We start from the raw sequence: 17,735 nt of genomic DNA, 5'->3' as shown, positions 1-17,735 counted from the left end.
ACACAAGTCTTTTTTATATGGACAAACCTTTTACTAAAAAAACCTTCATAATTTCCGCAATTTGTTCTGAACTTAAAGGTTGATGATGCCTCTCCCAATCAGAAACTAAGGCAATATACATTTTTAACAAAAGAAAGCTAGTGATTTCAGTATTGACTGCCGGGATGGCCCCTTTCGTGATGGCTGCATCGATCTTCTGCTTTAAATAAGCAATAATTTGATCCTCGACATGCTGCAGCATTTCCGAAACAGCTAAAGTCCCCATTTCCGTTTCCTCCTGCACCAGTTTAATCATCAATTGGTGCTGGGAGCGAAATTCTAATAAACGATAAAGAGCCCGATGCACGTTTTCTGTAAAGGGTAAATCTGGTTGGATAACTGATTCTGCTTCCGCAATCATTTCCTTTACCAAAGTTGAAATAATCTCTTCGAATAATTCTTCTTTATTTTTAAAAAAGGTGTAAATCGTCCCTTTCCCTACATTGGCCAACTTTGCGACTTGATCCATTGTTGTTGCTTTATAGCCAAACAAGGAAAAGGACTTAGTTGCTGCTTCTACAATCAGCTTTCTTCGATCGGTTGCCATGTCAACCTCCACTGACCATTTTGGTTCTTTGGTCATTTTCCTTCAAATATATCATAAGTTACATCTCACTGCAATTTACCTAATAACAAGCAGACGGGCTCCTAAATCAGGAACCCGTGGAACGATAATGTTTTACGCCATATTGCCAAACAAGAAGACAAGGAAGAATAAACAAGCTGCCGGCTATCGGGGTAAGCATGTAATAGATTTCATTTCCACTATTCTTACCTAAAATAGATAAGAGCGGCAGATAATTTACTGTTCCGAATGGAATCACAAAAGTAAAAAAACGAGCCACCCATTTTTGATAAATATTTAATGGATATTGCGCCATTTCCCTTCCGCCATCGGTAAAAATGTTGACTACCTCAAGACCTTCAATCGTCCAAAAACACAGCGTGGCAGCTAGAATATAGATGCCGGTAAAAATAAGCACTCCACTAACAATCATCAGTAGCAATGTGACCGCTTTTACGATATTCCATTCGATATTGAGATTGGTCATGGCCCAGATCAATACAACCGCACTTTGAAGAAGGCGGCCAAATCTTGTAAACTCGAATTTGGACCCGAGAACTTGGAGGAACGTACTTCGCGGGCGGACAAGTAATCGGTCAAATTCACCATTCCGAACTAGACTAGAAAAGCTATCAAAACCGCGGGCAAAGCATTCACTCAGTGCGAAGGCCATGTGAATGCTCCCAAAACAAAGCGCCACCTCAAAGAATTGCCATCCTTTTATTTGCCCAAACTGTTCGAATAAAAAGTACAAGCCCGCAAAGACTGTAAAAGGGATAAAAAATTGCCCTAACGATAATAACCAAAAAGATTTAAGGTATTGCATTTGTGATTTAAAGTGAATCATTACATACTTAATATATATTCTCACCTTGGGTTACCCTCCTTGGACGACGACCTTCCTTAATACACGATTGAGAGCTGCTCTTCCTAACCAAACAAGGCCCACAAGATAGATTAGTTGAATGATAATTCCGCTGATGGCGTCATGCTGTGGGATATGCCCAGAATAAACCCTGAATGGAAAATCTGCCGTCCAGCGAAACGGAAGGACATTCGCCGCATTTTGCAGCCAATCGGGCATTAGCGGAACAGGAATGATTAATCCGGCAAAAAATTCACCGATGACACTAAATACTAACAATGATCCCATCGGGGACAAGGTCACAAATACGGATATATATAAGAACATTGAGATAGCTACTAGCAGAAGTAATCCTAGAATGAGTGCACTTAAGAATAATAGAAAGGCAGGGAAACTTGGCGGCGGAGTCATATTATACGGTTTTGGTAAAAAAAATGAGATAATCAAGATTGGGAAGCAGCGCAAAAAGGCACTCGACATCCGCTGGGCAAGCAGTTTCGCATACCAGAAACCATAGAGTTCACAAGGTCGGCAAAGTTCGTAAGCAATATTTCCACTTGTAATCAGATCAAATAGTTCATTATCGCGAAACCACATCGTTATAAAGACGAGAAAGGCCTGTTGCAGCCAGATGTAGGTGATTAATTCCCTTAAGGAAATCGGTGGTGTATTGGCAGCATATTCGTAAAAGGCTTCAAAAACCATGATTGTGATAAACCCCCAGAAAAACTGAGTAGCTACCCCCGCCAAAGCCGCTGTCCGGTACTGCAAGCCGATGTTCATCCGCAGTTTCAAAACAGAAAGATATACCTTCATATTTTGTACTCCTTATATAGTTGGAGGATGATTTCCTCGATTGGTTGCGATTCAATCGAAACATCGATTAACTCAAGTTTATTGGACAATTGGGTAATGATTTGGGAGGAGTTGACCATGTCTGTATCAATGCTAAGGACCATCCGTTCCGGTGACCGCGAGAGCACGGTTGCCCCCTGGATATCGATGATTTGAGTGTTTTTGTGGAAATCAGCGGTGATTGTTTTTTGAGAACCAAATTGTTTTCTTAATTCCTCTAACTGACCATCATATAATAAACTGCCTTTTCCAATTAAAATGACTCGGTCAGCCAAGGCTTCGATATCATTCATATCGTGGGTAGTAAGGATAACTGTAACTCCCTTTTCTTTATTAATTGTTTTGATAAATTGGCGGACCGCTATTTTAGAGGCAGCATCCAGCCCTATGGTTGGTTCGTCCAAAAACAAGATTTTTGGATTATGTAGAAGCGAGGCTGCTATTTCACAACGCATCCGCTGCCCTAAGCTTAGTTGACGCACGGGTGAATGAATGATAGTTTGCAACTCGAGCGTTTCAATGAGTAGATTGAGCGTAGTTTGATATTCTTGTTGCGGGACCTTGTAAATGTCTTGTAACAGTTCAAAAGAATCGATTACCGGAACATCCCACCATAACTGTGAGCGCTGGCCGAAGACCACTCCAATATTCTGCACATATTGAACTCGATCCTTCCACGGAGTAAAGCCCATAATTGAGCAACTCCCGGTGTCAGGCACCAGTATGCCACTCATTATTTTGATCGTCGTCGACTTCCCCGCTCCATTTGGTCCAATGTAGCCGACGATTTCACCAGGATGAATAGAAAAAGAGATTTCCTTGAGTGCGTCAATAATCGTATGTTCCCGATAAAAAAGCGCTTTGGCTGCTTGCCGAAAGCCAGATTGGCGCTTGGCAACCTTGAAGGATTTGCTAATGCCTTGTAAATGAATCAACCGTTTTCCCCCTAATCTATCCTGAGTCGCAGAGGAAAATAATAACATTTAGGACAAAACCATGTCAAGAATTTTCTAAATACTCAAACTCCAGAAAAATTTCCTGATCCATATCATTTTTTGCAGTATTCTTATCTGTATTGAAAGTTAACAAAACCCATCTGATTTATAGAATCAGATGGGTTTTGTTCTAGATTAATGATTTTTTCAGGTTTCGTAAATATCGGTAACGAATCAAAAAGAAATAAATGAATTGTGCCAGAAAGAAACCAGCCAGAACGATGATCATATCTTTTGCGATAGATAATTTGTAAAAGCTTTGTAAGGCCATAAAAGCAAACCCACTATGAACAAAGGCTACTACAATTGGTACGAAAAAAAGCAAGACCAGCTGCTGAGTAACAATTTTATTTAGTTCACGATCGGTTAACCCTACTTTTGTAATGGTCAGATATTGGCGCCGGTCGTAATCCAAATCTGCATAGAGCCTGAAATATAGAAAGCTTCCTGCCGCGATAAAGAATACAGCCCCAATTAATAAAGCAACGAACAACATCATCTTATACATACCCATTTGTAGTTCGTATAAAGTTCCGCTGACCGTAATTGAGTAAGGAACATGTTCTAACGACATCGAGGTACCGTTTGTGACTAGATTCTCTGCTATCCCTGTTGTTTTTTTAAGTTCCTTTGTGTAAAAGCCTGTAAAGATTTCGGTATTAACGGGGGTAAGCCTGTCAAACAGCTCATCACTGACTACGATCCCCTGACTATGAACCAACTGGATGGGAAAAACGATGTGTTTAGTTGCTTGGTCATGAGTAAGTCTTATTTGATCCTGTTTTAAAGTATAGGTGATCCCTTCCAAGTTACTAAAAATCGATGTACGCATTTCTAGCGTTTCTTTTCCGACAAGCCGCTTTTCGTTAAATTCGTAGCCAGCTGCTTGTGCAATTTTTTTATAATCCGAGAAAGAAACGACCGGGATTTTTTCTCGTGCATATTTATCTGTCGAAGTAGCAACAGCTACGTATTTAATCAGGATCTGATTAGTTGTGTAATTGATTTTCTTATCCTTTAATTCCGCTTCGATTTGCTGTAAATTTTGTTGGTGAACCGGTTGATCATCTTTTGCAAGATAACTAATTTCAGCAGGAAATTCTACGTCGAGTTGTTTACTCATCACATTCATCGAAGCAAGCGTCCCTACTGCACAAAAAGCCACGGTTGAAACAATCGTTACCATGAAAAACATCCGCGCATTATCCTTCAAGCGATAGGCTAGACTGGAAATCGTCACTAGATTCGTTTTTTTCCAAAACAAGAAACGATTTTTTTGAAGTAGTTTTGTAACCCATACCGATAGTTGAGTATAGAAAAAGTAGGTTCCAATAATCGTCATTCCAATTACAGGCAGTACTCGAAAAATTAGCGTCAGCATGGTTGCTGTTGCTGCTAAGTAATAACTGGCAAGGAGCAAAATAGCTGAGAGAATTGATAAGAAGACCGATACCTTGGGTTCTTTTTTCGGCTTTTCCCCTGCTTGAAATAAATCAATTAATTTATTTACTCTGACAAGGATGGTTGTAAATAATGAAATGGTAAAGAAAAGGAATAAAAAGGCGCCAATGGTAAGTATGAGTGCTTTTTCAGAAAAATAAAATGGCAAGGGGGGAATTCCGATCATTTTGGAACCAATCATAAGAAAAAGTTTCCCCGTAATCATTCCAGCTCCAATCCCTATAATAATCGCACCAACCCCAATTATCATATTCTCTAAAAACACCATACTATTCAATTGACCCTTTGTCATGCCATGCATCATTAAAATTCCGAATTCACGTTTCCGTGATTTTAGAAAAGTGCTGACAGAGTATAGTACAAACAGGAATGAAAACACGTACATAATTACTTCAGCAGCCGTCATTAATTCAGCGGCTAACACCGAAGTTACACCCTTTTTAATATCTGGATGAAAGATATATAGGGCGTAAATAAAAAAGATCATGACAGAAAAGGCGCTGCTTAAGAAATAGGCTGCGTAGGTCCGCTTATTGCGGACCACATTTCTATAAACGAACTGTGGAAAGGTCACGGCTGTCCCCTCCTAACAATGCTAGCATATCAATGATTTTTTGGAAGAATGCCTGGCGGTTATCACCACGGTAGATTTCGTTATAGAGTTGTCCATCTTTAATAAAAATGACACGGTGACAATAGCTGGCAGCAACTGCATCATGAGTAACCATTAATGCGGTAGTCCCATCTTCCTTGTTGATTGCTGTCAGTGTTTCCATGACATCCTTGGCGGATTTTGAATCCAAGTTCCCTGTTGGCTCATCCGCTAAAATAAGGGCTGGTTGGTGTATAATCGCACGGGCGATAGCAGTTCGCTGCATTTGACCACCAGAGATCTCATAGGTGCGTTTTTTCAGGATTGGGTCGATTCCTAGCTTTTTGGCAACCTGAATGAGTTTCATATCCATTTCTTTCACACTTTCCCCATCAAGGGTGAGCGGCAGAACGATATTTTCTTCTACTGTTAAGGTATCCAGTAAATTAAAATGTTGAAAAACGAACCCAAGCTCATGGCGCCGGAATAATGCTGTTTCTTTTCGATTTAACACATGCGGATTTTTCCCGTTAATGGTAATTTCACCTGCTGTAGGTTTGTCGATGGTGGCGATTAAGTTTAAGAGAGTTGTTTTCCCACTCCCAGAGGGCCCCATGATTCCAACAAATTCACCTTTTTCGACCATAAAATTTATATTTTCAATAGCTTTATGCGCCACTTTACCCTCATAAATCTTTTCTAAATGTCTCACATCTAAAATCGACATCCAATTTCACTCCCTGTTTCATTTGTACCCTCATTTTACCTAGATATCAGCACCCGCTTCCATGTCGTTAACTTACAACTATATTACACAATTGTAAGGTTGAGATAATTGTGTAGTTTAAAAGATAACCATTAGCCCGAGTGTCCGTCCCAAAAGGACAAAACAGGAAAGTGTCCATGGACGGTGCCTGACACCCTAAATGACACCATTAGAAAATAATGCGTACAGTGGTTCCTTGGTTTATGATGGAGTCGATTTCGATACGATGTCCGAGTTTTTCGCAGATTTGCTTGACGAGGTGGAGGCCCATTCCGGTGGATTCTTGGAAGTTTCGGCCATTTTCCCCTGTAAAGTAGGGATCAAAGACACGGGGTAAATCACTTGGGGGAATCCCGACTCCTTCATCACGGATTTCTAAAACGGTATTAATGCCGAGCTTGTAGCCATGAAAGTAAACTTTGCGATTCTCCTCGACGGTATAGCGCAGGGCATTGGTCATCAACTGGGTAATGGCAAACGACAACCATTTTTCATCTGATGCCACACTCAGAACCCCATCGATTTCTATCGCTGGGAACACTCGCTTCCGAATAAATAACCGTTTCTGGCTGGATGTCACAGAACGGACAACGGTTTGCAAATTTAGGGTCTCCACATAAAAATCGCGTTCAAAAGTATCTAAACGTGCTGTATATAAAACCATGTCCAATCCCTTTTTAAGATGATCCAGCTCATCCTTAATCGCACTGAAACGGGAATCATCCTCATCCTGGACGATTAAATGAATCACTGACAATGGCGTCTTCATTTGATGCACCCATTGATTAATAAAATGGATATGTCCCTCCAACTTGTATTTATAATTATGTAAGTCGGTTTTATAGTGACGGAATTGGCTTTTCAAAAGCTGTTGTAAGCTCTCCGCTAGTGGGCTTTGCTGTACATTGCTTGCAAAATCCTCCATGGAAGTTAGCGGTTTTTCCACGCGCTGGTAGAACGACCGATTGGTGATGTACCGAAAGAAGAGATAACCAATCAAAATACATCCACTTAGGAATGCTGCATAAAGACTGATTGCTAAATGATGATACCCATCTAGCCAATAAACAGCCGTAAGAACAACCAACTGAAGGATATAAAAGATAATTAGCGACAGTTGATCGCGAAAAAAAAGCTTCATTGCTCATGCCTCCAGTTTGGAACAAGACGATACCCTTGACCGCGAACCGTTTGAAGGGCTTCATCAATATGTATGGCTGCTAATTTTTTCCGGACTCGTGTTACATAGACATTCAATGTATTATCGTCCACAAAGGCTTGATCATCCCAGATTTTCTCTAAGAGTCGATCGCGACTGACGACTTTCTCCGCTTTTTTCATGAGTTCATCTAAAATTTTCGCTTCGGTATGGCTCAGATCAATTTCATGTTCGTTTAATGTAAGCCGGAGGCGTTCCACATCCAAGGTCAATCCATCCACCGTAGTGGACCGCTCATTTTGAGAACTAGCATACGACCCATAAGCCCTTCTTAGTTGACTATTTATTTTCGCCGTAACAATTTCATAGTCAAAGGGTTTCGTGATAAAATCATCTGCCCCATTTTCTAGAGCCATCACTTGATCCATCTTCCCTTCCCGAGCGGAAATAAAGAGAATCGGACAGGTTGAAACACTGCGAATTTGCCTGCACCAATAATAGCCATCATATTTCGGCAAATTCACATCTAGTAATACAAGATGTGGTTCATATTCCTCAAATTGCGCACGGACTGTTTCAAAATTACCAACTGACTTTGTATCATACCCAAACTTATGTAAATGCTCTTTCAGCAAGTTCACCAACTGTTTGTCATCTTCAATTATAAAAATTTTAAACATTATAATACTCCTTCCCTATACTCCTCCTTGATTGTATCAAATGGCCGCAAATAAATGGAAATAATATCAAAAAGCACCGTTCAACGAAAAAAAAAACACACCCAGACGACAAGAATTATCTGACTGAGTGTGCTTTTTCTATTATTAGTTTTTGTTTGAAACTTATATAGCGCTTTCTTTCTTTATCTCGTCCCACTTAATCCAACTGTTCCTTCTATCACTTTATCAGTTTACAGGGAAAATAAGCATAGCACCTGCACAAAGCACAATAATACGGATCAGGTACATAGGTACTGAGAACAACCAGAACTGCGGAAGCTTATATTTACCCATACCTAAAATCATCGCAGGCATACCGTCGATTGGCATATATCCGCCGTTCCATCCAGATACGACAACTGCAACTGCAGCAGCGACAGGATTAAGTCCCAAACCAACGCTGGTTGCAATAGCGATTGGCGCAAAGATGAATACAGAACCCATATTTGAACCAGTAAAAGTAGCACAGGTACTAGTTAGAAGTGCGAAAATCAAGATAAGAAGGAATGGATTGATATTAGTACCCAATGCATCCGCCACGACCTTACCAATCATGGCTGTAAAACCAGAGTTAGCCACAGCGTCCGCAACGCCAATAACACCAGCCGTCATAAGGATTACAGGTGCACCCATATTATCCCGGACTTCCTTGAAGTCAAGCACGTTGATGATTAGCAAAAATGCTCCTGCAAGGCCAGGAATTACAAAGGCAGCATTGCCCAACTTGTCCATAAGCATCATACCAACAACACTGAGGATAAAGGCAGCGATGGTACTGTATTCTTTCCATCTAGGCATAGCCGCCATCTCAGCTGTAGCTGCCACCTCATCCATTGCAGAAGCTTCCGAAATTGGATGATCCGGTAGAAGACGATAAGCAACCAAACTCCATACTAAGAAACCAAGAGCCAGGATGAAGTTCACAATAGCAAATTTCGTCATAGAAAACGCGCCGTGATAACCTGCCGTTTGCAGTACACTGAAAGTAACACCATAGAGGAGTGCTACATTGAAAGGAATCAAAGGGTGGTTAGTAGCAAATCCCAAAGGCATCATCAGTTTAGACGTAGGCATCTTTTTATTGTAAGGGATTGTAGAGATCAAAGATAGAATAAGTACATAGTAACCAGTGGCACCGGTACCTGGAAAACTGGCACCAAGCATAACGACCACGAGCAAAAGAGCATAGCTCTTATAACCGCCCTTATTTACCAAAGCGAGCATTGAGGACTGAACCTTACTAATCAAGCTAGTCTTCATTATTCCCGCCATCACAACCATAAAACCAGCGATCATGATAACGGTTGGATTTACGAAGCCTGCGAAAGCCTCCTGAACGGTAGACAAACCGGTGACTACTAACAGAATACATGCCAGGATTGGTGGTGCGCCGAAGGCCATCTTGTCTGACATAATCAATCCAATCATCAGGATCAAGATCCCAAGGGCAAGAATCATTTCCAATGTCATTTCTTATTTCTCCTCTCTTAATAACCAAGTTAAATGGATATTTTTTTAACTTGGGTCTTATCCCAAAGCCTATCAAACTATAATTATGTGATAATTTATTATCTAGCTGATTTCTCCAGAGGTAGGATTGTAAACCCCTTCATTTTCACGTTTTTCACCATATATATCTTCAACTGAAAAACTATTATATTTAACACATATTCTATTCTTATATGCGTATACTAAATGTAATCGTCTCCCCGCATCTTGATAAATAGTAGGATATTCAAATTGTGAATTATTCGTTTTATTTTCTGCTCCAATGAAACCTTCTGCGTGTTCAATAATTCGACCGATTGGCCAAGTATGTCCGCCATCTTCAGATATTGAAACTACTACCGGATTTCTTAATCCTGGCCATGCAACTTTACCTTTTTCAGGATTATTAGCAGCGTTTGCATTATAGGCAATCGCAATGGCACCGTTATCAAGTTTGATTGCACTTATACTTGCATTATTATTTGGCAGGACTGTTGGCTCAGGCACTGTCCATGAATCTCCATTATCCGTTGACTCACTTCTATAAATATAATCCGCAAATCTACTTCTCATAAATGCCACTAAATGACCGTCTTCTAATTCGATAACATTGGCATGTACACGTCCGTTGCTATCAGGCATGCGTACTTCTTTCCATGTTTGTCCTTCATCATCTGATACTTGAAATACGGTAGGATCGTTTGTAAGACCTAATTCTGAATCTTCACATACCCACGTGCTAAAGATCCATCTGCCATTACTTAATACTTGAATCGCTTGTCGAACAAAGATGCCAGGCTGGCTAAATAATACTTCAGGCTCAGTCCAAGTTTCACCGTTGTCGTATGTTTTCTGATATTTAATAATGGACGTAAACTGCATATTATCTTTACCTGGTTGTCTACCTTCCTGAGAAGTATAGATTAACCATATTGATTTATCAGGTGCTTGAAAGAAGGAAGGGTTTTGCTCACTACGCGTATCATCCTGCGAGACAATTTTAGGTACATTCCACTCTTCCGTTTCATGATTAAATTTTGATAATACAATGGAAATATCGGGACTGCCTTCAAATGAACCTGCAAACCATGCACATAATAAATCTCCATCGTCCAACTTAATAATAGTTGGTGCATGTGCAGTTGAAAAAGGACCAGATGGAATTAAAGAAAAATCAATATTTGTAAAATCATCATGAATTAATTTACCGTTTGGAATCGACCGGTTAATGACTAATTTATTGTTACTCATACTAATCACATAATCACCCTATCTTTCTCATTAAATTTCTATCTTCATTACCGCTTTCTTGTATTTCGTCGCTTGATCTATATGTTTTAACGCTTTATGTCCATCGTGAGGCAGACAAATATAGGCCATACCCTTATCAATTTTCATGATTTCTTTCGGACTGCCGTTTAATCGAACTACATCCTTTTCCGCATTATATTCTATAGCTACTACTAATTGATTAATGGGGGTCCAGGCAACATATTCCGAACCACCCAAAACAATTTGAATATCCATATATTTTTTATGCGCTTCAAAAGTTCCTTCATCTATCGGATTCGTAGTTCCTTCCTGAAAGAACAAATAACCGCCATCAAAATCAAATCGCTTTTGATAATCTATTTCGACTTCGTTTAATTTCTCTAAACCGTTGGCGATTTTTGGATTTAATGACCTATATTCCTCTAAATTTTCTATTAAATCTATTATCACACAATTCACTTCATTTCTTAATTAGCATTATTTGCTAGCTGTACCGCGTAATCAATGGCATTTTCAAGACTAAGTTCACTCGCAGTCATCTTACCTGCCTGGTCGAATGCTGTTCCATGATCAACTGAGGTTCGGATAATTGGTAATCCCAATGTAATATTAACTCCAGAAACCTCTTTCCATTTATTTTCTTCTTTATCATAAACAAATCCTAAAAGTTTTAATGGGATATGTCCTTGGTCATGGTACATTACTACAACGATATCATACATTCCACCACGAGCTTTTGAGAAAACCGTATCTGCAGGTAAAGGTCCGAATACATTAATCCCTTCACTTTTAGCTACTTCAATCGCAGGGATGATTTCATCAATTTCTTCCGTACCAAACAATCCATTTTCTCCACAATGTGGATTTAATCCCGCCACAGCAATCCTAGGATTTTTGATACCCAAGTTTAAACAAGCATGATGAGCAATATTTATTACATCTAATACTCTCTCTTTTTTAACTAAATCGCAGGCTTGTCTTAAAGAAACATGCGTTGAAACGTGAACCACTCGTAAATCACCATCAGCTAACATCATAGAAAATTTATTCGTTTTTGTTAGATGTCCATAAATTTCAGTATGACCAGCAAAATGATGTCCTGCTGAGTTTAACGCTTCTTTATTTAATGGATTCGTAACGGTTGCATCCACTTTTCCCTCAAGTGCTAATTCAATTACTTTTTCCACATAAAGATATGCAGCATTTCCAGCCTCTTTAGACACTTCACCAATCTGTAATTCATTGGCATCTACAGAAGCTAAGTCGATGATATCCATTGTTCCCCATTCATACAATCCATCTTCCGGTGAAGTAATGGCATTTACTTTCAAATTAATCTCTGGGAATTTCTCTAAATAGCTCTCGACAATACTTTTATCTCCAATTAGTAAGGGTTTACACTTTTCATATAAGCCTTTCTTTTGAAAAGCTTTGATTGAAATTTCAGGTCCGATACCTGCAGGATCACCCATTGTTATTCCGATAATTTTTTTCATAATGTCCTCCTAACTACTTCATTCCTAATTCAATATTTTCATTTAATACTGATTTTAATGCTGTAATTCCTTCATCAGACACTTGATTAAATGGTGCACGGCACTTCCCTACCGGATAGCCTAGTAGTTCAACAGCGGTTTTTACCACAGTATTTGGATTCGCATATTTAAAACAATCTCTGAAACTTCTGATAGAATCTTGATATTTACGAGCTTCTTCAATATGACCATCTACAAATTGTTCGTAGATTTGTGCCATAGTAAACGGATAAACATTTGAACATCCTGCAATTCCGCCTGTTCCCCCAGCAAGTAACGTCCATAATATTAATGAATCATTACCTGATAGCACAGAAAAATCTTCTCTATTTCTTGTTCTTTCAATATATTGAAGGATATTATCAAAGTTTCCACTACTATCTTTGACACCCACAATATTGTCAATGTGACTTAGTTTTTCAACAGTCGCGGGTTGAATCGTATTACCCGTTCTAGCAGGAATATTGTATAAAACAATTGGCATATCAACCGCTTCAGCAACAGTTTTAAAATGATGATAGATCTCTTCTTGAGTGGCTGTTGCAAAATATGGTGTAATGATTGATAAGTAGTCTACACCAACACGCTTTGCTTCTAGAGACAAGCGAATGGTATCTTGTGTTCCAACTAATCCTGTGGATGCATAAACTGGAACCCTCCCTGCTACTGTATCAACTACTGTTTCCATGACTTTCACTTTTTCTTCTTCACTTAAAATATAGCCTTCTCCATTCGTACTAAACGTAAAAATACCATGAACACCATTCTCAATGACTCTATTTACCTGATTTACGAGTTCTTCATAGTTAACTTCTTCATTGTCATACATGGGTGTAACAATTGGTGAAATAATTCCTTTTAATTTGTTTTGCACACGAATCACTCCTACATAATTTCTAGATAAATTTTACGAGCATCTTCTGGTGTTACTTCTCTCATATTATTCACAAGTAATCTTTGAACTTCCATTCCAGCCTCGACTAATCCTTCAAGATCTTCCTCCGGCACATTGAAAGTTTTTAAGCTAGTTGGAATTTCAAGTGTTTTCACAATGTTTTCTATTAAATCAATGATATATTTTGACTTTTCATTTACAGTGAATTCTTCATTTTTTTCCTTTACCACTCGATCATAGGCTTTAGCTAAGAGGTCTTTAATAACTGGCTCATTAAATTTCATAACTGGCGTTAGTAGAATTGCGTTAGAAACACCATGAGCAATGTGATATTTTCCACCTAAAGGATAAGACAAGGCATGAACAGCAGTAGTCCCTGAAGATGTAATCGCTACTCCAGCATAGAAAGAACCTAATAACATATTACGCTTCGCTTCAAGTGCATCTGGATTTGTGCAAGCTTCAATAATGTTATTCAGTATTAAATCTAATGCCTCTAGTGCAAAGGTATCACTGATTGGGTTAGCTTTTTTTGAAGTAAAACATTCGATAGCATGTGCTAGAGCATCAATACCTGTTGCTGCAGCGATAGGTTTAGGTAAATTTTTTATCATGTTGCTTTCTAAAATAACATGGTCAGCAATTAATTCACCATTGACAATACCGACTTTTAAATTCTTCTCAGGTACACCTACAATACTATTGGGAGTTGCTTCAGATCCTGTACCAGCTGTGGTAGGAATCATTAATGTTGTCACTTGTTTTTTAGCTACTAACGGATTTTCTAGTAAATCTTTTACAGTATACTCATCAGTAGATAACACGGATGCTAATTTAGCGATATCCATAACACTTCCGCCACCAACTGCAATGATAAAATCAGAATTCAATGCTTTAAAATGATCAACAACCTCTTGAGCTTCAATGTAAGATGGCTCTGTTGGTATATCAGATAGGATTTCGTACTCGATATTATTCTTTTCTATAATACTGATGACTTCCTCTAGCAATCCAACTTTAAGTATGCCTTTATCTGTAAAAATCGTGATTTTTGTTACACCGTCTTTGATAATTGTATGGAGGTTTTGCATGGCATCTGAACCTGCAAACACATTTGTTGGCATTTTTAAATTATATTGATTTAACATAATACACATCTCCTTTGTCACTAATCAGTGCATTTAATTTAATAAATAGATCTTCATCACCAAATCCACCGGATTTAGTAATGACATAATGTTTTTCATCATTAAAATCAATGCTGCCAAGAACAATTCCGGGGAATAATTCTTTCAGAGGTTTAATTTCAGTAAGCCCCAATACTTTCATCGATTGATATAATGTATCTCCACCTGTAAATAATATCGTTCGCTTAATACCATCTGACAGAAGATTCTTTACTAAGTATCCGAGTGACTGTCCTATCCTAAATCTTAGTTCGTTTCCTTGATCAGGTAGTTGATATACTTGATCTGTCGATACATTCCCAAATGTTTCAAACATGAAAGGTTGTTCAATTTTAAAATATTGATGTATATTTTCTTGCCCTTTTCCTGTATCCCAATATTGTTTATCCCAAAGTTGCTCTATCGTTAAAGATATTCTTTCAAATCCATTCACTTCCGCAAATCCAATTTGTTTTTTTGTTACTGGATTCACACTTCCACATACAATCAATAATGGAAGTTTCATATCGTTTTGAGTGGTATCCCTATTTTTAAAGATTATTTTTGCTAATGCTTTGGCAAACCCAGCACACCCCACCGTTATCTTTAATGCATCATTCATTAATAGCTCATTCCCTAGAGATAACATCTCCTCATCAGAGTGACTTTCTATTAACAAAATTCTTTCTTCTTTTGGGGGAATTTCATATTTTTTTGTAATATAAGTTTTTAAATCTGCTTCTTTAAGTAGAAGAGATGGGATATGACTTTCAGTTACTGGTTCGTACGGATCTTGTCCAAAAACGCTTTCACTTACTGGTATTGAATCTATAAGTAATATTCCTTCACAACTAAAGCGATTTTGTTCTGGATACGCCGGTATAAAGGGAATGGATACATCTTCGAATACATCACTCAAAGCTCTTAACTCAGAAGCAACATTTCCTCTTAATGCTGAATCAACTTTTTTAAATATATATGGAATATTTTCTTCTTTGGCTTTTAAGGCTATCTTCTTGATCACTTCATATGCTTCAGATTTATTCAAATATCTTGTTTCAGTATTGAAGACAAGTACTTCTATTTGATCTGTAGTTTCACCAAATTCAAACTCTAAATCAGATGTCACTACAGTGTTAACACCGTAATTTGAGAACTGGACTCCGGTATCAAGTGCTCCCGTAAAATCGTCAGCTATTATTAATACCCTTATCATTTGTTCACCACCTTGGTCCTTTATTTTTTTATGAAAGGCTTACACTCTATCTAAAAAGAATTATAGGCTTATACACTATTTAAAAAAATATGATAATTTTTATTATTGTTACATTTTGAAACTTTTCTATTGAAAACGTTACCACAATTCAAAAATTAGTGTTAAACTGTTTAAAAAAGAAACACATAAGGAGGATATATATGGAAAATATAACAAAAATCCTTGGTATAGCACCTTACGAAGAGTTAAGAAAATCAATGGAAAATGTAGGATCTACTTTCTCTAACATTTTGCTAAATACGTATACTGGTGATTTACAAGAAGGGAAAAATCTAGCCCTGGAGGAGATTCATAACGATTACGATATTGTCATATCAAGAGGAGGTACAGCTGAGTTAATTAGGAAGAATATATCTATACCGGTTATAGATGTTTCAATATCCGTATATGACATTCTAGGTGCGATCAAACTAGTAAATAACTACACTTCTAAATTTGCTATTGTAGGTTATTCAAGTATTACTGAAACGGCACATTTAATTTGTGACATATTAGACTATTCTGTGGAAATATATACGATAGATGATTCAAGTGATACTTTAGGTCTACTAAAATCACTGAAAAACAAAGGGATTAAATTAGTTCTTTGTGATGCAATAACGAATAAACTAGCACTAAAAATTTCTTTAAATACGATCCTTATTACATCAGGTAGTGAAAGTATTAAACGTACATTCGAACAAGCAATAGAGTTAAATATGCATCTTCAAAAATTAAAATTACAAAATATCTTACTTACCGAAGCTATTGAAAATTTTAAAACTGACTGCTTAATTTTATCCAGTCAGTTTGAATTGATTTATTCAAGTTTAGACACAGAAATTAATGACTCAATCTATAATTATTTGCTTCATAAAAAAGATGCTACTCCATTTAATGAATCACATACTTTTTATCATTCAGTAAATAACACTCTATATAACTTAAAAGTAAATAGTTCAAATAAGGCAAATGATATTTTTTATATTGTAACTGTCCAAAAATCTGTAACACCTATCATGAATTCTAAATTCGGTGTTACATATGAAGATAAGTCAGAAGTGGAACAAAAATTAAATAATAACTTATATAAAAATCCTATTATCACAGATGATATTAAGGCTAAAATTAAACAAATGGATTCAAATAATTCGCCCATAATATTACTAGGAGAAAGAGGCACAGGAAAATATATTGTCTCTCAAAGCGTATTCACCAGTCAAAATAATAACAATAATACAATGGTAACGATTAATTCTAACTTACTAAATGATACAATGTGGAAACATCTTTTAAACACTAGTAACGGCCCTTTTCTTGAAGTTGGTAATACCATCCAGTTTAATCACTTTGATAAAATTTCAAATGAAAACTTCGAAAAGTTAATTACTATTATTGAATCTACTAACTTACACGTAAATAATCGACTGATCTTTATTTGCGAAAAAACATCTGAAGGTATTACATCAGAATTCTATAAAGAATTAATGAATCGACTGAATTCTATAAGTTTTCTTCTACCTACCTTAAGAGAAAGAAAAAATGAAATATCGGCTATTTTAACGATGTTTTTAAATAAGGTAAATATAGAAAACAATACGGATATTATCGGGTACGAACCCAATGCTCTGGCTACTCTTTCTCAATATAATTGGCCAGGTAATTTCATACAATTAAAACATGTTCTAACCGAATTAGCCTACTTATCTAAATCGCTATATATAACTAGTAATAATGTCAATAGTATTTTGGGTAAACAAAAAATTGTTGAAACTATTTCTTATTCAGAAGATGGAATGAATATTCCATTTAACAACAGCAAAACATTACATGAATTTAATTTGGATATAATCAAGCAAGTACTTGATCAACATAATGGCAACCAAACTTTAACAGCTGAGCAGCTTGGTATCAGTCGAACAACGTTATGGAGATATTTAAATAAATAAAAAGCAGATTAATCTCAGCTATACCAAAAATATAGATGGATGAACCATGCTAGATAAACTAGCATGGTTTTTTTTCTGAAATCCTTCGGCCAGTTGAACCATCCTCTCCTATTTTTCAGCAAATTTCACTGTCAACCAAACGTTTGATTAAAACAGCTT

Annotated in this window: 16 protein-coding genes; 1 reads left to right on the top strand and 15 read right to left on the bottom strand. The window is 37.3% G+C overall.

Features of this window, described 5'->3' with window-relative positions; genetic code table 11:
- Positions 1-13 precede the first annotated feature (13 nt).
- The 15 genes from BR30_RS0100185 to BR30_RS0100115 all read right to left on the bottom strand — a co-directional run bounded on the left by BR30_RS0100185 (position 14) and on the right by BR30_RS0100115 (position 15,588).
- A complete protein-coding gene (locus BR30_RS0100185; RefSeq protein ID WP_026563195.1) occupies positions 14-586 on the bottom strand; it encodes a TetR/AcrR family transcriptional regulator in 573 nt (190 codons plus the stop codon).
- Positions 587-692: 106 nt separating this feature from the next.
- Positions 693-1,475 carry an ABC transporter permease gene (locus BR30_RS0100180; protein ID WP_026563194.1) on the bottom strand — a complete coding sequence of 261 codons (783 nt, stop codon included), beginning with the start codon at positions 1,473-1,475 and terminating at the stop codon, positions 693-695.
- 6 nt (positions 1,476-1,481) lie between these two features.
- Entirely contained in the window at positions 1,482-2,285 is an 804-nt protein-coding gene (locus BR30_RS0100175; protein WP_026563193.1) for an ABC transporter permease, read from the bottom strand.
- The gene (locus BR30_RS0100170; protein ID WP_026563192.1) at positions 2,282-3,259 is read right to left on the bottom strand and encodes an ABC transporter ATP-binding protein; all 978 of its coding nucleotides are present in this window, start codon (positions 3,257-3,259) and stop codon (positions 2,282-2,284) included. The genes BR30_RS0100175 and BR30_RS0100170 overlap by 4 nt, the downstream gene beginning before the upstream one ends.
- Positions 3,260-3,449: 190 nt before the next feature.
- The gene (locus BR30_RS0100165) at positions 3,450-5,354 is read right to left on the bottom strand and encodes an ABC transporter permease (protein ID WP_026563191.1); all 1,905 of its coding nucleotides are present in this window, start codon (positions 5,352-5,354) and stop codon (positions 3,450-3,452) included.
- Complete coding sequence (locus tag BR30_RS0100160; protein WP_026563190.1) at positions 5,329-6,099, bottom strand: ABC transporter ATP-binding protein; 771 nt, start codon at positions 6,097-6,099, stop codon at positions 5,329-5,331. The genes BR30_RS0100165 and BR30_RS0100160 overlap by 26 nt, the downstream gene beginning before the upstream one ends.
- A 208-nt stretch (positions 6,100-6,307) precedes the next feature.
- Positions 6,308-7,279, bottom strand: a complete 972-nt coding sequence (locus BR30_RS0100155) for a sensor histidine kinase (RefSeq protein ID WP_026563189.1) — start codon at positions 7,277-7,279, stop codon at positions 6,308-6,310.
- Positions 7,276-7,977 carry a response regulator transcription factor gene (locus tag BR30_RS0100150; protein WP_026563188.1) on the bottom strand — a complete coding sequence of 234 codons (702 nt, stop codon included), beginning with the start codon at positions 7,975-7,977 and terminating at the stop codon, positions 7,276-7,278. The genes BR30_RS0100155 and BR30_RS0100150 overlap by 4 nt, the downstream gene beginning before the upstream one ends.
- A 225-nt stretch (positions 7,978-8,202) precedes the next feature.
- Complete coding sequence (locus tag BR30_RS0100145; protein WP_026563187.1) at positions 8,203-9,486, bottom strand: SLC13 family permease; 1,284 nt, start codon at positions 9,484-9,486, stop codon at positions 8,203-8,205.
- 102 nt (positions 9,487-9,588) lie between these two features.
- Positions 9,589-10,755: a sialidase family protein gene (locus tag BR30_RS0100140; RefSeq protein ID WP_026563186.1), complete on the bottom strand. Its 1,167-nt coding sequence runs from the start codon at positions 10,753-10,755 to the stop codon at positions 9,589-9,591.
- A gap of 30 nt (positions 10,756-10,785) precedes the next feature.
- Entirely contained in the window at positions 10,786-11,235 is a 450-nt protein-coding gene (locus BR30_RS0100135) for a NanQ anomerase/TabA/YiaL family protein (RefSeq protein ID WP_231507598.1), read from the bottom strand.
- A gap of 8 nt (positions 11,236-11,243) precedes the next feature.
- A complete protein-coding gene (pdxA, locus tag BR30_RS0100130; protein ID WP_035444899.1) occupies positions 11,244-12,272 on the bottom strand; it encodes a 4-hydroxythreonine-4-phosphate dehydrogenase PdxA in 1,029 nt (342 codons plus the stop codon).
- A 13-nt stretch (positions 12,273-12,285) separates the two neighbouring features.
- On the bottom strand, positions 12,286-13,185 hold the full coding sequence (dapA, locus tag BR30_RS0100125) for a 4-hydroxy-tetrahydrodipicolinate synthase (RefSeq protein ID WP_026563183.1): 900 nt from the start codon (positions 13,183-13,185) through the stop codon (positions 12,286-12,288).
- 11 nt (positions 13,186-13,196) lie between these two features.
- Positions 13,197-14,354 (bottom strand): iron-containing alcohol dehydrogenase, encoded by a 1,158-nt coding sequence (locus tag BR30_RS0100120; RefSeq protein WP_026563182.1) that lies wholly within the window; start codon positions 14,352-14,354, stop codon positions 13,197-13,199.
- Positions 14,338-15,588 (bottom strand): four-carbon acid sugar kinase family protein, encoded by a 1,251-nt coding sequence (locus BR30_RS0100115; protein ID WP_026563181.1) that lies wholly within the window; start codon positions 15,586-15,588, stop codon positions 14,338-14,340. Before BR30_RS0100115 ends, BR30_RS0100120 begins: the two co-directional genes overlap by 17 nt.
- Positions 15,589-15,788: 200 nt before the next feature.
- Between BR30_RS0100115 and BR30_RS0100110 the strand changes: the two genes are divergently transcribed.
- Positions 15,789-17,576: a sigma-54-dependent transcriptional regulator gene (locus BR30_RS0100110; RefSeq protein ID WP_026563180.1), complete on the top strand. Its 1,788-nt coding sequence runs from the start codon at positions 15,789-15,791 to the stop codon at positions 17,574-17,576.
- The last annotated feature ends 159 nt before the right edge of the window (positions 17,577-17,735 follow it).

Source organism: Bacillus sp. UNC41MFS5 (assembly GCF_000686805.1).
The sequence above is the reverse complement of the archived record's forward strand: the minus strand, read 5'-3'. Positions and strand labels throughout refer to the sequence as shown.